Source organism: Vibrio sp. Vb0888 (assembly GCF_033338835.1).
Classification (GTDB): domain Bacteria; phylum Pseudomonadota; class Gammaproteobacteria; order Enterobacterales; family Vibrionaceae; genus Vibrio; species Vibrio alginolyticus.
In genome coordinates this window covers 18,857-34,897 of the sequence record NZ_JAWOTL010000006.1, presented here as the reverse complement: position 1 = coordinate 34,897, position 16,041 = coordinate 18,857, and the positions used below count along the sequence as shown (strand labels likewise).

Below are 16,041 nucleotides of genomic sequence, written 5' to 3'. Positions count from 1 at the left end.
CTTTCCATTTTAAGGACGAGAAAAAATGGCCAAAGTTTCACTGGAAAAAGAAAAGATTAAGATCCTCTTGTTAGAGGGACTCCACCCTTCTTCAGTTGAAGTTCTTCAAGCAGCTGGTTATACCAACATTGAATACCATAAAGGTTCCCTTCCGGAAGAAGAACTAATTGAAGCGGTAAAAGACGTGCACTTCATTGGTATCCGCTCCCGTACGAACCTATCCGAAGAGGTAATCAATGCGGCGAACAAGCTGGTTGCAATTGGCTGTTTTTGTATTGGTACTAACCAAGTAAACCTAGATGCAGCAGCAAAACGCGGTATTCCTGTCTTTAATGCACCATTCTCTAACACTCGAAGCGTGGCAGAGCTTGTACTTGGGCAAATCCTTTTACTAGTGCGTGGTATTCCTGAAAAGAATGCACTTGCACATCGCGGTATTTGGAAGAAAAGTGCAGACAACTCTTACGAAGCTCGTGGTAAGTGCCTTGGCATTATCGGATACGGTCACATTGGTACGCAGCTTGGTATTATTGCCGAAAACTTAGGTATGCGCGTTTACTACTACGATATTGAGAACAAACTGTCCCTTGGTAATGCGACGCAAGTACATACCATGAGTGAACTATTGAACAAATGTGATGTGATTTCTTTGCACGTTCCCGAAACACCGGAAACGAAAAACATGATGGGTGAAGCTGAATTTGCTCGAATGAAACCAGGTTCCATCTTTATCAACGCGGCACGTGGCACCGTTGTGGATATTCCTGCACTTTGCCATAGCTTAGAAGCTGGTCACCTTGCCGGCGCTGCAATTGATGTATTCCCAACTGAACCAAAAACGAATGCTGACCCGTTCGAGTCTCCTTTACAAAAATTCGATAACGTCATCCTCACTCCACACGTTGGTGGTTCAACGCAAGAAGCGCAAGAGAATATCGGCTTAGAAGTGGCGGGTAAACTGGCTAAGTACTCTGATAATGGCTCGACACTTTCAAGCGTAAACTTCCCTGAAGTGTCATTACCAGAACACAGTGGTGAGTGTTCTCGTCTGCTTCATATCCACAAGAACCGTCCTGGTATCCTAACTCAGATCAACACCATCTTTGCTGAAGAAGGCATTAACATTGCCGCGCAGTACCTACAAACAGCCGCTGAAATAGGCTACGTAGTGATCGACGTTGAAACTGAACGCTCAGAAGAAGCTCTAACAAAGCTCAAAAACATTGAAGGCACAATCCGTGCTCGTATCCTGCACTAAACAGTGAAACAGAAACGACAAAGGCAGGGGTTATGACTCCCTGCCTTTTGCTTTTTACTGTTTGCTAAGCCTTACTTTAGCTTATAAATGACATCGACTTGATCGCGAATGATCATAGTTGAATCTTGGTAGCTATTCGCTCCTTCTTTACTATCCATCGCCATTGAACGCATTAACACAGGCTGAACGTGCATCTGTCTGTAATTGATCTGCCATACATCGCCCAACTTTTTCTCAAAACCAGTCGCTAATGACCCTGCTTTTTCTCTTGCGTCCTTAATCGCAGCCATTCGTGCCTTTTGCTGATACTCGGCTTGGTTGCTTACCTTAAGTTGAATATTATCAACCTGATTAATTCCCGCTTCTAACGCCATATCTAGGTATTGGTTAAGGTTTTTCAGATCCGTCACCGTGACATCAATACTGCGAGATGCTCGATACCCAACAAGTTCTGCTTTCCCTGATTTAGGGTAATGGTACTGAGGAGCAAGGTATAAATTCGAGCTAGTAATATTGTCTTTTGACAAGCCGGCATCCGATAAGCTTTTTAGAAACTCTTCAACGGTTTTATCTACGGACAATTTCGCTTGTTCGGCCGTCATTGTCGTATCGACTACTTTTACAGAAAACGTAGCCATATCAGGTGTGGCCGTCACTTCGCCATACCCCGTTGTCGTAACATGAGCAAACTCTGGCGTATTCGCCAAAACTGAAGCACTGGTAAGGCTGAGTGCTGAAGCCAGCAAAAATGAATACAATTTCATTCAATAAATCCATCCATACAAAATTAAGTACTTAATCTCAGATTCCAACATCACTATCATGGCTGAGAAAGCGTGTGGTTTCATAATAGAAACTTCCGCCGATTATCCAAGCACCCATAGTGACTTCTAACACAACTTTGACTATGTAACATTGGCGTAATTTTTAAACAAAACACACTTAAGTTAACGATATGCAGCTCTGACAAACTTATTGAGGTAGATGCTCCTGCGCATACCCGACTATCGCGTGTGAGATTTCTTGTAATACCCCAGTTTCTAACTGCCAGTGGTGCCAATAAATCCGATGGGACATTAAAAAACCTGGAGTCACATCAACCAACACACCTCTGTCTAATTCGTCGGTAATTTGCAAGCGGGGGATCAAGCAATAAGCAACACCAGCTAACGCCACTTTTAGAAACGCTTCAGAACTACTGATGTTGTGATGAATAACGCTGTCAGGATTGACGTTAAAATGCTCGGTAAGAAATGTTTTATGTAGATCATCATATTGGTCATATGAAACGGCCGGTGCTTTTGCCAATGTCTGATTATTTACGCCTTTAGAAAAATAACGCTGATAGAACTCTGGGCTCGCGACACAAACATAATCGATGCGACCTAAATAGTCTGCTCTGCATCCGGGGATTGGCTGGGACTCCAAGCTGATCGCTCCTGTCACTTCGCCACTTTTGAGTTTTTCAATAGAGCGGTATTCACCATAGATAGTCAGTTTTAGTTCAACTTGACGCTGCTTCATAACATTTTTCAGCGCTGGCAGTAGCCATGTTGCAAGGCTATCTGCATTAGTCGCTAAAGAGAGTTGCACAGGTCGCGTACTGGTATCATTTTTTAGTTCGGGGAGAATTTCATGCTCTAGCAAGCGTACTCGCCGATAAAGACCCAACAATTTTTTACCAATTGGCGTTGGCTTAGGTGGCTGGCTTCGAATTAAAACAGGCTGCGCGAGAAACTTCTCTAACTGCTTGATACGTTGAGAAATGGCGGATTGAGAAACAAATAAATGCTCGGCAGCACGCTCAAAGCTACCCTGATAAACTATAGCGTCTAATGCCTCAATCCATTTGTAATCTAACCCTCGCATACCTTTCCTCTCACTCTTGATCAAACGCCTCCCGTTAAATTAGTCTATCTAATGTAAGATTAAAATCATTAATTATACTTATTTAGATAAACGCTTTATCTTTCCCTTTTCTGTAAATGTATTTGTTATTTTGAAGTGAGGTGAAGTGTGAGCTTGTGGGTTCTATTGCAAGGTTTTGGTTTAGGAGCATCAATGATCATTCCGATCGGCGCGCAAAATGCGTATGTTTTGAATCAAGGCATAAAGCGTAACCACCACCTAACAACCGCCACTATTTGTAGCGTGCTAGATATGATTTTCATCTCTCTAGGTATTTTTGGTGGTGGTGCAATTCTGTCTAAAAATGAAATCTTACTGACGTCGGTGACACTTGGTGGTATTGCTTTCTTGAGCTTCTATGGACTGCTCTCACTAAAAAGTGCTTTTAAGCCAGAGAGTGAATCGGAATCAAAAGGGGAGATCGTAGCTCGAGGTCGTCGAACGGTTATTCTAGGTGCGTTAGCCGTTACTGTGCTTAATCCGCACTTATATTTAGATACAGTCGTTATTCTAGGTTCGATCGGTGGACAATTTGAAGGCCATGATCGCATTGCTTTTGCACTAGGTACGATTATGGCTTCCTTTGTTTGGTTCTACACTTTATCGATAGGAGCCGCCAAACTAGGTCCAACACTCTCTAAACCAAAAGTGAAAAAAACCATCGACATTGCAATCGCAATGATGATGTTCACAATAGCGTATATCTTAGCGAGTGAGCTTATTGATAAGTATTGGTAATCATAAGGTAGTAAGGCAGCAAAGACATGGAGTCACTAAAACGTATTTATAACAACAATAGAGAGCGATTCAACGCGCTCTCTATTCCTTTTCGGGAATGGCAGCACGAAGCCATCTTAGACTTTGAGACAGATATACGTATTGCGAGAGAGCTTGGTTGGACGGGTACGCATACCAAAAGCCTCTTTTTAACACTCAAAGGACAAGGTTACGCGGTTTATCTGACAGATAAGGACTCGCGCCTCGATGCCAAGCAGATTAAAGCGATTACAGGTAAACGTCCCTCTATTTGTAATGACGATGAAATGGTCGAAGTGTTAGGTTGCGTACCCGGCGCGGTTTGCCCAATAGGCTTACCGGAATACATCACTATCATTGTTGATACCAATCTCTATCAACATCAAGAATTGCTCTATACGCCTGGCTTACCTGAGTTCACATTTGGATTTGCAGGTAAACATCTAAAACGCCTCTTACTTGCTGGTCATCACACCCTTTACGAAATATAAAAAAGCGAGGCCTATTGGCCTCGCTTTTGAATATCGACTGCTTTTGATTAAGCGTCGACTTTGTTCAGGTGAACATCCATTTGTGGGAATGGAATCTCGATACCATTTTCATCCAATGCTTCTTTAATACCTTGCATTGCATCAAAGTATACGCCCCAGTAATCTGCAGTTTTCACCCATGGACGAACCACAAAGTTAACTGAAGAGTCTGCTAACGTAAGTACACCAATTGTGATATCTGGGTCTTTCAAGATACGTGGATCTTTCTCTAGCGTCTCACGAATCACTTTCTTGGTTAGTTTAAGGTCTGCTTTGTATGAAACACCAATCACTAGGTCGACACGTCGTGTCGCATGGCGAGAGTAGTTAGTAATGGCACCGCCGATAACTGAAGAGTTAGGCACAACAACCATTTTGTTGTCTGGTGTTTTTAGAACTGTTTGGAAGATTTGAATTGCTTCAACACTACCCGCTACACCACCGATTTCTACGTAGTCGCCTGATTTGAATGGACGGAACGCAACAATAAGTACGCCTGCTGCAAAGTTTGATAGTGAACCTTGTAGTGCAAGACCAACAGCAAGACCTGCCGCACCAATCACAGCAACAACAGAAGCGGTTTGAACTCCTAATCGACCAAGAGCCGCGATTAGCACGATTACAAATAGCAAGTAACGAACAAGACCGTGAATAAATTCAACGACGGCCTTATCCATGTTTTTCTTTTCTAGTACTTTAGAAACACTACCAGCGACTGCCTTAACGATAAGATTACCGATAAACAGAATAAGCAGCGCAGAGATAATGTTCACACCGTACTGAACCAGTAGATCTGAATTGTTTGTCAGCCAAGTTTCAGCCTGAGTTAGACCATCCGTTAAAGTGGTATCGATACCCACCGATTCACCTGCCATAATTCTTATCCTCAAAAATAAAGAGATATAAATCCAATTGCCGTTAATTTATGAACCTTGTTTTTTAAAGGCTCTTTTCTAAAACAACATCCCTATTGCTCCACTGAACAGTGTCAGATTTTTGGCACAATATCCCAACTCTGACTTTTTTCAAAGTCAGAGTTTCGCAAAGATATGCAAAACAAGACTTTATCAGAGCTTTCTGACACTGACTTGTTACAGGTTACGCAATGCACTCTGATTTCGCCACTCTTAAGACTGATATTCCCATGTTTTCTTTAAAAAAACGTTAAAGGTGAGATATCTCACTAGCAAATACAACCTAACGCATAAAAATATCGGGAGAAAGCAGCGGGGAAGAAAGTGATAGACATAAAAAAACCCGCTCAGAGAGCGGGTTTTTAAGTAACTTAATCAGTAACGATTATAGTACGTCAACTGCGTTAAGGTCAGCAAATGCTTGCTCTAGACGAGTAACCATTGAAGCTTGGCCTGCACGTAGCCATACGCGTGGATCGTAGTACTTCTTGTTTGGTGCATCTTCACCCGTTGGGTTACCGATCTGACCTTGTAGGTAATCGTGGTTTTCAGCTTCGAACTTACGGATACCATCCCAAGTAGCCCACTGTGTATCAGTATCGATGTTCATTTTGATTACACCGTAGCCGATAGATTCACGGATTTCTTCTAGAGAAGAACCTGAACCGCCGTGGAATACGAAGTTTAGAGAGTTCGCTGGAAGACCGAATTTCTCAGAAACGTGCGCTTGAGAATCACGTAGGATAGTTGGAGTTAGTACAACGTTACCTGGCTTGTATACGCCGTGTACGTTACCGAAAGATGCTGCGATAGTGAAACGGTGGCTGATTGCGCTTAGTTTCTCGTATGCGTATGCAACGTCTTCTGGAGAAGTGTATAGCTCAGACGCATCCATATCAGAGTTGTCAACGCCGTCTTCTTCACCACCAGTACAACCTAGTTCGATTTCTAGAGTCATGTTCATTTTAGCCATGCGCTCTAGGTACTTAGCAGAAATTTCGATGTTCTCTTCTAGAGACTCTTCAGAAAGGTCGATCATGTGAGAAGAGAATAGTGGCTTACCAGTTTGCGCGAAGTACTCTTCACCAGCGTCTAGTAGACCGTCGATCCAAGGAAGTAGTTTCTTAGCTGCGTGGTCAGTGTGTAGGATTACTGGAACACCGTAAGCTTCAGCTACAGCGTGAACGTATTTCGCACCAGCAACAGCACCTAGGATTTGAGCTTCTTGACCTTCAAGTTTTAGACCTTTACCAGCAAAGAAAGCAGCGCCACCGTTAGAGAACTGAACGATAACTGGAGCTTTAACTTTTGCAGCTGCTTCAAGTACTGCGTTTACAGAGTCAGTACCCACACAGTTTACTGCTGGAAGTGCAAAGCTGTTTTCTTTTGCAACTTCAAATACTTTCTGAACGTCATCGCCAGAGATAACACCTGGTTTTACGAAGTCGAAGATCTTAGACATGGATGTAATCCTATTTATCTGTCGTTTTTAAACAAAACTTGTTAAGTTGAAAATCTTGCAAACGTTTGCTCACAACTGAGGCTATTCTAGCAGAGTTCCTCACACGTTGCAGCAAACAAGAAAGCGGGAGAATCACTCCCCCGCTTTGCTTTAATTACTTAGCGCGTGCTTCTAGCATTTCTACTGCTGGAAGAACTTTACCTTCTACGAACTCAAGGAAAGCGCCGCCGCCAGTAGAGATGTAAGATACATCCGCTTTGATACCGAACTTGTCGATAGCCGCTAGCGTGTCACCACCACCAGCAACAGAGAAGCCTTCAGAAGCTGCGATAGCTTCAGAGATACCTTTAGTACCTGCTTCGAAGTTCTTGAATTCGAATACGCCTACTGGACCATTCCATAGGATAGTCTTAGCGTTTTTAAGGATTTCAGCTAGTTCAGCAGTTGAATCTGGACCAAGGTCGAAGATCATGTCGTCGTCTTGTACTTCAGAAACGTGCTTGATTTCAGCTTCTGCGTTCTCGTCAAATGCTTTCGCACATGCAACGTCAGTTGCTACTGGAATTGCACACTCGTCCATTAGCTTCTTAGCTGTTTCAACTAGGTCTGCTTCGTATAGAGACTTACCAACGTTGTGGCCAGCAGCTGCGATGAATGTGTTAGCAATACCACCACCAACAACGAGTTGGTCAGCGATTTTAGATAGAGACTCAAGAACCGTTAGCTTAGTAGATACTTTTGAACCACCAACGATAGCAACCATTGGGCGAGCTGGCTTGTCCATTGCTTTGCCTAGCGCTTCTAGTTCGTTCGCTAGTAGAGGACCAGCACATGCTACGTCTGCGTGCATACCAACGCCGTGAGTAGATGCTTGAGCACGGTGAGCCGTACCGAATGCGTCCATTACGAATACGTCACATAGTGCTGCGTATTTCTTAGATAGCTCTTCGTCGTTTTTCTTTTCGCCTTTGTTGAAGCGAACGTTTTCAAGAACAACAAGTTCACCCGCATTTAGCTCTAGGCCATCTAGGTAGTCTTTTGCTAGCTTCACTTCGCAATCTAGTGCGTCGTTTAGGTAATTAACAACTGGTTGTAGAGAGAACTCTTCAGCGTATTCACCTTCAGTTGGGCGACCTAGGTGAGACGTAACCATTACTTTAGCGCCTGCTTCTAGGCAGTGCTTAATAGTTGGAAGAGATGCGATGATACGTGCATCCGAAGTTACTTTACCGTCTTTTACTGGCACGTTTAGGTCAGCACGGATAAATACACGTTTACCTGCAAGATCCAGGTCAGTCATCTTGATTACAGACATGATGTGTCCTCTCAAATATTTAATAATTAAAGTTTTTGAAAACTCGGCAACCCTGCCAAGCCTGTTAATTCTTCAAACTGGTTATAGATATGGAGATATTATGGATTTATTTCAAGGCTAGAAATAAAAATTCTCCATCACTTCTTCGTCATTACTGTTCCACTTGCGAAGAAGCTTGCATTGCTAAGGCAGTATCCAGCATCCGGTTAGCAAAGCCCCATTCGTTGTCGCACCAAACGAGCATTTTTACGAGTTGCCCGTTACTCACTCTAGTCTGGCTTCCATCCACAATCGCACTATGGGGGTCGTGGTTAAAGTCGATGGAAACGAGTGGCGATTCAGTATAGTCAACAATGTTACGTAATGTACACTGAGATGCGTTAACAATGGTTTGATTTACGTCATTAACTTTCACATTTGTACTAATTGTGACACTTAAATCCATTGCAGTGACGTTAACCGTTGGAACACGAACAGAAATTGCTTCGAATTTGTTGGAAAATTTCGGGAAGATTCTTTCAATCCCCTTATGCAACTTAGTGTCCACCGGAATAATAGATTGGCTTGCAGCGCGGGTACGGCGTAAGTCGTTATGATACGCATCAATTACTTGTTGATCGTTCATGGACGAATGAATTGTGGTAATGGTGCCAGACTCTATGCCGAAGGCTTCGTCTAATACTTTAATGATGGGAACGATACAGTTGGTGGTGCAAGAGCCATTGGAGACAACACGGTGCTCGTCTTTCAGAGTTTCGTGGTTCACGCCATAGATAATCGTATTATCTAGGTCGTTTGCGCCCGGGTGCGAAAACAGTACTTTCTTCGCGCCAGCTTCTATATGCGCTTGCCCATCCGCTTGCGAACCAAATACGCCAGTGCAATCCAAGACGATATCAACTTCTAAATCACGCCAAGGAAGTAATTCGATTTCGGAGAGGTGGAGAATGCGAATGGAATCATATTCACCGCTGTCATGATGAACATGCAAATGTTCTTGGTCATGGGAAATTTTTTTACCAAAGCGACCATGACTGGTGTCATATTGCAGTAGGTGTGCCATCGCCTCTGGCTGTGCTAGTTCGTTAACCGCCACAACCTTGATCTGCTGGTGTTTTCCGCTTTCATACACCGCTCGCAGAACATTACGACCTATACGTCCAAATCCATTGATCGCAACCTTTAGCATTTATCCTTCGCCCTACCAAAAATTTCGTGTTACAGATACTACCTGATCAGGCTGACAAACGCACCTGTTGAATCACAGTAAAGCAGGATTAAAAAAGGTCGAGACTATGCTCGACCTTATTACAACGATAGATAATTAAAATGCGACGTCTAAACCTAACCAGTAGCGACGACCATCTTCAATATATCCGTATTCTTCGTAACTGATTTCCTCGTCCAGCAAGTTATAGATAGCGCCTTTAATACGAGTATTGTCGGTTAACTGGTATGTCACACCGGCGTCCACAAAGGTATAAGCTGGCTCTACGATACTGTTTCTTGATGGGCCAGTAACCGGATCCATTTCTTTACCTCGGTACGTGACTTTCGCCCAGCTCTCTAGATCTGTTGTCGTTTGCCAAGTCACATCCACATTAAACAGATGCTTTGGTAACTGCTGCAGCGGCATGCCTTTGTATTCACCTGTTTTTTGCTCTGAGTCGGTAAATGTGTAGCTCGAGCTAAGGTAAATGGTTTCCGTTAACGGCGATGCTAAGGTCGCTTCAATACCTTGTGTGACGGCTTCATCCACGTTAATACGGTACGTTGGATCTGCGCCCCATTGGTTTGGACCATCAGTACAGATAGTGTCTGGACAAACAACACGTGTGATCTTGTCTTTGAATTCGTTATGGAACGCTGTCAAAGAAACATCTAAGCCAGAATCACCTTGATACAAGACGCTGATTTCTTTGTTTAGCGACGTTTCAGGGTCAAGATCTGGGTTACCGTAGATATTACCGCCACCACTGACTTGCGCCCAGCCAGGAGTAATTTCACGTAATTGTGGAGAACGGAAACCTGTTGCCACACCGCCTTTCACCGTCCAAGACGGATCAACTCGCCATACACCGTAAACACGCGGACTAAAGTGCGCGCCATAGTTTTCGTCATGATCTAGACGACCACCAAGCGTAACGCTAAACGGATCAGCGATTCTCCATTCATCTTCAATGAAAACAGCCCACTGCGTATTCGATGTTTCAGTCTTCGATGACGCTTTGTTGGAGGTGAAATCCTCAAGCTCTGCATGAGTGGCGTCCACACCCGTCGTCAACGTATGGTTTCCGATACCAGTCACCAAGCTCGATTTGAACGTGGTGTTGGTGATCGTCATCTCACGAGATTTGTTCTCGCTCTCTTCTCGCTGTAAGTAAGTATCTGAAATGCCAATCGAATCCCAATCACCGTTGTGGCTTACCGTTACGTAATTACGACGATATTCATTCAGTGAGTCTTCACACCCACCACGACACCCAGTGGTCGGCACTGAAAGGCCTACATTACCACGACGACTTTGTGCCGACGTGCCGCCTTCTAATTGCACCGAGTGGCGATCATTAATCTGGTAAGTCAGTTTTGAAGAGATACTCTGCATATCTTTATCTTCATAACCGTATTCGATGTCATCTTCTTCTCTGGTTGTGTACTGACCATATACTTGGAGAGATAAATTTTCAGCCAACGGACCATTAACGAAAAAGTTCGCGCTCTGCTCTCCCCCTGAGCGACTATTCTCTTGTAGTACCGTGCCCAGTTGAACATTACCCGTCCACTCTAGCGCATCTTTTCGTGTGATGACGTTAATCACACCACCAATCGCATCAGAACCGTAAAGCGTCGACATTGGGCCGCGAATAACTTCGATTCGCTCAATCGCTTGAAGAGGAGGTAACCAACCTTGTTCGATACCTGGGCCGTCACTATTTGGACGAGTTTCACGCGTGCTTTGACGTTTACCATCGACCAGTATCAAAGTGTATTTAGAACCCATACCACGGATACTAATGTCGGTAGTATCACCACCACCTGTCACGACAACACCTGGCACACTTTTTAGTGCATCAGTCACATCGCGGTAATAACGGGAGTCCAACTCCTCACGTGAAATCACACTAATACTTGCAGGCGCGTCCGCTTGAGATTGCTCGTAGCTTGATGCAGTTACAACCACTGTTTCCATTTTAGAAACTGCATCATTGGCAAAAACATGAGGGACACTGACGAAGGCTAAAATACCAGTTGCGGTAATAACTGGCAGTCTAAGAGTAGACATCTACATCTCCATAATTGATAATGATTATTATTTTCGAAAGTGAATTATTCACAAATAGAATGAGATGCATAGTGAGAGTTATGGAACGGTTCTTTCCATTTATGGAACTCGTACATAACGCAGTAAGGAGTAAAAGAAATATGCACGACTTAGCATCAATTAGAGCCTTTGATGCGCTCAATCAGCATAAAAGTTTGACAGCCGCTGCTAAAGCCCTTAATCAGCCAAAATCAACGCTAAGTCGTCGCTTGGCACAATTAGAAGAAGACTTCGGTCAGGCTCTAACCGCCAGACAAGGTAATCGATTAGTTCTGACAAGAGCTGGAGAAATCTTTGCCCACTACAGCCGCCAGATTCTTGAGTTAAGTGAAGAGAGTTATGATGCACTTCAAGGTTTAACGAACCAAGTTTCAGGGCCACTGCATATTGTTTGTCACACTGCCTTAGTTAGAAGCTGGCTCGGCGGCGTACTCAATCGTTTTCTTGCTGATAATCCCGATGTTAGAGTTCAACTTACCAGTGACTTTTCTGAGGCGCATCACGACCCAGATTTGTTCATCTGGCTCGGTGAACGTAAAGAGCTAGACTGGCGAAAAGAAGTGCTGGGGGTATTTCACTATACGCCTTTTGCCTCTCCAAATTATCTAAAACAACATGGGCCTATACCGCACCCCAAAGAACTTGAAGCACATCCATGGATCGATTTTGGTTCAGTGCAAGAAAATGGATTGATGCTAGCACACCCTCAACACGGTGAGTTCTTTTTAGAGCCCTTTGTTAGTCGCTTATACAGCGACAACATAGCAATGCAAATAGACAGTATCGCGAATGGTCATGGTATTGGACTGCTGCCGACTTGGACAGCATGCGGCTATGAGAAACATCACCCAGGGCGAATCACACCTTGCTTAGAAGGTTGGCTTTCTGAGCCTATTTCCATTAACTGCTATACACCAGCAGGACGACCACCACTGCGCTTATCCGTACTTTTAGACTGCATTCACCAAAGCATTCCACAAGGTTGGAAAACCTGACAAAAATAAAAAGGCCATCATAATGATGGCCTTTCTAACTTTAGCATCTAACAGTTGTCGTTTACGTTCGACTGTTTAGATGGTCCTGCAATTACGCTAGCAATTCTTTAGCTGTGTTCACTACGTTTTCAGTCGTGAAGCCAAACATCTCGAATAGCTGACCAGCAGGTGCTGATTCACCGAATGTTGTCATACCGATGATGCGACCGTCGAAGCCTACGTACTTGTACCAGAAATCCGCAATGCCCGCTTCAATAGCGATACGTGCCGTTACGTCTGATGGCAGTACAGATTCACGGTAAGCAGCGTCTTGTTTGTCGAATGCGTCTGTTGATGGCATTGAAACAACGCGTACTTTCTTGCCTTCTGAAGTTAGTTGCTCAGCGGCTTTCACTGCAAGCTCAACCTCAGAACCTGTTGCGATAAGGATTAGCTCAGGCTTACCTTCGCTATCTTTCAGGATGTAAGCACCTTTCGCGATGTCTGCGACTTGTTCAGCAGTACGCTCTTGTTGCGCTAGGTTTTGACGAGAGAAGATAAGTGCAGTTGGTGCATCTTTACGTTCAATCGCTAGTTTCCATGCAACTGCAGACTCAACTTGGTCACATGGGCGCCATGTGCTCATGTTTGGAGTTACACGTAGAGACGCCATTTGCTCAACAGGTTGGTGAGTTGGGCCATCTTCGCCAAGACCGATCGAATCATGCGTGTAAACTTGGATGTTCTGAATTTTCATCAGCGCAGCCATACGCATTGCGTTACGAGCATATTCCATGAACATTAGGAATGTTGCGCCGTAAGGAACGAAACCACCGTGCAATGCGATACCGTTGATGATAGCGGTCATACCGAATTCACGCACACCGTAGTGGATGTAGTTGCCAGAGAAGTCCTCCATTTCTAGAGACTTAGAACCAGACCACATGGTCAGGTTAGAAGGCGCTAGGTCAGCAGAACCACCCATAAACTCAGGAAGCATTTGACCAAACGCTTCTAGTGCATTTTGCGACGCTTTACGTGATGCAATGTTCGCTGGATTTGCTTGAAGATCGGCAATGATTTGGTTCGCTTTTTCTTCCCACTGTGCAGGAAGTTCGCCGTTTAGACGACGTTTAAGCTCTGCCGCTTCTGCAGGGTAAGCTGCAGCGTATGCTTCGAATTTTTCATTCCAAGCTGCTTCTTTCGCGGCGCCCGCTTCTTTTGCATCCCACTCAGCGTAAACATCTGCCGGGATCTCAAATGGGCCGTACTCCCAACCTAGGTATTCGCGAGCCGCTTGGATTTCATCGTGACCTAGTGGTGCACCGTGACAGTCGTGCGAACCAGACTTGTTAGGAGAACCGAAACCGATAATTGTTTTGGTACAGATAAGCGTAGGACGTGGGTCCGCTTTTGCTGCTTCAATTGCTGCGTTGATCGCGTCTGAGTCGTGACCATCGACTGCTGGGATTACATGCCAGCCGTACGCTTCAAAACGCTTAGGTGTATCGTCAGAGAACCAGCCTTCAACGTGACCGTCGATAGAAATGCCGTTGTCATCCCAAAACGCGATCAGTTTGCCTAGACCTAACGTCCCAGCAAGAGAGCATGCTTCATGCGAGATGCCTTCCATTAGACAGCCGTCACCCATGAACACATACGTAAAGTGGTCAACGATATCGTGACCTTCTTTGTTGAACTGTGCCGCTAGTGCTTTCTCTGCGATCGCCATACCAACAGCGTTAGTGATGCCTTGACCTAGAGGACCCGTTGTTGTCTCGATACCAGGCGCGTAGCCGTACTCTGGGTGACCTGGGGTTTTTGAGTGCAATTGACGGAAGTTTTTCAGATCGTCAATAGATAGCTCGTAACCGCTTAAGTGCAGTAGAGAGTAAATAAGCATTGACCCATGACCGTTTGACAGCACAAAGCGATCGCGGTCGGCCCACTCTGGGTTTGAAGGGTTATGGTTTAGGTGAGAGCGCCAAAGAACTTCAGCGATATCAGCCATACCCATTGGTGCGCCTGGGTGGCCTGAGTTAGCTTGTTGAACACCATCCATGCTTAGAGCACGAATTGCATTGGCAAGATGTTTACGAGACGACATGTCTGCTCCTGAGTACATTAAGCGAAACGAAAAGTAGGTCATAATTCTCTCAAAGCCCTGTTGGGTGTGCAAACGTTTTCCAGTCCAAAACCTCACAAATATTGCACCTTTCGCGCCAAATCGTTCGAAGTTCTTAAAATTATCAATAAATCAGGCAAACGTTTGGTTATAACAAAAACCAAAAAAGAGCTTGTAATTCGAGCAATCAAATTTAGAATAGACGTCTAGATGTAGATACACCTACAAAAATTAGTATTAATTTGCGCTGGAGAGTTTATCATTCCCCAGTTTTAAACCAGATATAGTGGAGCTAACATGGCTAAGCACCTGTTTACTTCTGAGTCAGTATCAGAAGGTCATCCAGATAAAATTGCAGACCAGATTTCTGATGCGGTTCTTGACGCGATTCTAGAGCAAGATCCAAAGGCTCGTGTTGCATGTGAGACTTACGTTAAAACCGGTATGGTAATGGTGGGTGGTGAAATCACGACTTCAGCATGGGTAGACATCGAAGAGTTAACTCGTGAAACCGTTCGTGAAATCGGCTACGTACATTCAGATATGGGCTTTGACGCAGATTCTTGTGCGGTACTAAACACAATCGGTAAACAGTCGCCAGATATCAACCAAGGTGTTGATAAAGCTGACCCTAAAGAACAAGGTGCAGGCGACCAAGGCATCATGTTTGGTTACGCTTGTAACGAAACTGAAGTACTAATGCCAGCGCCAATTACTTACTCTCACCGTCTTGTTCAAAAGCAAGCAGAAGTTCGTAAAAACGGCACACTACCTTGGTTGCGTCCTGATGCAAAATCTCAGGTAACATTCCAATACGATCAAGGTAACATCGTTGGTATCGACGCGGTTGTTCTTTCAACTCAACACTGTGACTCAATCTCAACTTCAGACCTGCGTGAAGCGGTAATGGAAGAGATCATTAAGCCAGTGCTACCTTCTGAGTGGATCAACAAAGAAACAAACTTCTTCATTAACCCAACCGGTCGCTTCGTAATCGGTGGTCCTATGGGTGACTGTGGTCTAACTGGTCGTAAGATCATCGTAGATACCTACGGCGGCGCAGCTCGTCACGGTGGCGGTGCGTTTTCTGGTAAAGATCCATCAAAAGTTGACCGTAGTGCAGCATACGCAGCACGCTACGTAGCGAAAAACATCGTAGCGGCAGGCATGGCTGACCGTTGTGAGATCCAACTTTCTTACGCAATCGGTGTTGCTGATCCAACGTCTATCATGGTGGAAACGTTCGGTACTGAGAAAGTATCTCACGACATCATCATTGAAGCGGTTCGTCAATTCTTCGACCTACGTCCATACGGTCTACAAGAAATGCTTAACCTTCTTCAACCTATCTACAAGAAGACAGCGGCTTACGGTCACTTCGGTCGTGAAGAATTCCCGTGGGAAGCGACAGACAAAGCTGCACTTCTACGCGATTTCGCTGGCATCAAATAATCAAGCCAAGCAAGAATCAATCAAG

General features: G+C 44.6%; 13 protein-coding genes. 5 read left to right on the top strand and 8 right to left on the bottom strand.

Translation table 11 applies throughout. The annotated features are described in order from the left end of the window. The first annotated feature begins 25 nt into the window (after window positions 1–25). Window positions 26–1,258 (top strand): phosphoglycerate dehydrogenase, encoded by a 1,233-nt coding sequence (gene serA, locus R7P72_RS10615; protein WP_005384551.1) that lies wholly within the window; start codon window positions 26–28, stop codon window positions 1,256–1,258. Window positions 1,259–1,329: 71 nt separating this feature from the next. Here serA and R7P72_RS10610 read toward each other — a convergent pair whose 3' ends face one another. Next, on the bottom strand, window positions 1,330–2,022 hold the full coding sequence (locus R7P72_RS10610) for an oxidative stress defense protein (protein WP_005384550.1): 693 nt from the start codon (window positions 2,020–2,022) through the stop codon (window positions 1,330–1,332). A gap of 208 nt (window positions 2,023–2,230) precedes the next feature. Then, window positions 2,231–3,127 (bottom strand): LysR family transcriptional regulator ArgP, encoded by an 897-nt coding sequence (locus R7P72_RS10605; protein ID WP_132936935.1) that lies wholly within the window; start codon window positions 3,125–3,127, stop codon window positions 2,231–2,233. A 147-nt stretch (window positions 3,128–3,274) separates the two neighbouring features. On the opposite strand from R7P72_RS10605, the gene R7P72_RS10600 reads away from it, so the two are divergent. Next, window positions 3,275–3,904 carry a LysE/ArgO family amino acid transporter gene (locus tag R7P72_RS10600; RefSeq protein ID WP_213907433.1) on the top strand — a complete coding sequence of 210 codons (630 nt, stop codon included), beginning with the start codon at window positions 3,275–3,277 and terminating at the stop codon, window positions 3,902–3,904. Between the two features lie 26 nt (window positions 3,905–3,930). After that, window positions 3,931–4,413 carry a YbaK/EbsC family protein gene (locus tag R7P72_RS10595; RefSeq protein WP_005380994.1) on the top strand — a complete coding sequence of 161 codons (483 nt, stop codon included), beginning with the start codon at window positions 3,931–3,933 and terminating at the stop codon, window positions 4,411–4,413. Window positions 4,414–4,460: 47 nt separating this feature from the next. Here R7P72_RS10595 and mscS read toward each other — a convergent pair whose 3' ends face one another. The 5 genes from mscS to R7P72_RS10570 form a co-directional block, all read right to left on the bottom strand. Continuing rightward, window positions 4,461–5,327 (bottom strand): small-conductance mechanosensitive channel MscS, encoded by an 867-nt coding sequence (mscS, locus tag R7P72_RS10590; protein WP_005380995.1) that lies wholly within the window; start codon window positions 5,325–5,327, stop codon window positions 4,461–4,463. A gap of 424 nt (window positions 5,328–5,751) precedes the next feature. Then, window positions 5,752–6,828 carry a class II fructose-bisphosphate aldolase gene (fbaA, locus tag R7P72_RS10585; protein ID WP_005380996.1) on the bottom strand — a complete coding sequence of 359 codons (1,077 nt, stop codon included), beginning with the start codon at window positions 6,826–6,828 and terminating at the stop codon, window positions 5,752–5,754. A gap of 154 nt (window positions 6,829–6,982) precedes the next feature. Next, window positions 6,983–8,143, bottom strand: coding sequence for a phosphoglycerate kinase (locus R7P72_RS10580; protein WP_005384547.1), 1,161 nt, complete (start codon window positions 8,141–8,143; stop codon window positions 6,983–6,985). Window positions 8,144–8,294: 151 nt separating this feature from the next. After that, the gene (gene epd, locus R7P72_RS10575) at window positions 8,295–9,332 is read right to left on the bottom strand and encodes an erythrose-4-phosphate dehydrogenase (RefSeq protein WP_005384545.1); all 1,038 of its coding nucleotides are present in this window, start codon (window positions 9,330–9,332) and stop codon (window positions 8,295–8,297) included. 135 nt (window positions 9,333–9,467) lie between these two features. Next, a complete protein-coding gene (locus R7P72_RS10570) occupies window positions 9,468–11,426 on the bottom strand; it encodes a ligand-gated channel protein (protein ID WP_054575406.1) in 1,959 nt (652 codons plus the stop codon). 140 nt (window positions 11,427–11,566) lie between these two features. Here R7P72_RS10570 and R7P72_RS10565 point away from each other — a divergent pair, with 140 nt between their 5' ends. Continuing rightward, window positions 11,567–12,460: a LysR family transcriptional regulator gene (locus R7P72_RS10565; RefSeq protein ID WP_318110490.1), complete on the top strand. Its 894-nt coding sequence runs from the start codon at window positions 11,567–11,569 to the stop codon at window positions 12,458–12,460. A 91-nt stretch (window positions 12,461–12,551) separates the two neighbouring features. Here the strand turns inward: R7P72_RS10565 and tkt are convergent, their stop codons facing one another. Further along, a complete protein-coding gene (gene tkt, locus R7P72_RS10560) occupies window positions 12,552–14,546 on the bottom strand; it encodes a transketolase (protein ID WP_054577167.1) in 1,995 nt (664 codons plus the stop codon). Between the two features lie 315 nt (window positions 14,547–14,861). Between tkt and metK the strand changes: the two genes are divergently transcribed. Continuing rightward, a complete protein-coding gene (metK, locus tag R7P72_RS10555) occupies window positions 14,862–16,016 on the top strand; it encodes a methionine adenosyltransferase (RefSeq protein WP_005381027.1) in 1,155 nt (384 codons plus the stop codon). Window positions 16,017–16,041: the final 25 nt, after the last annotated feature.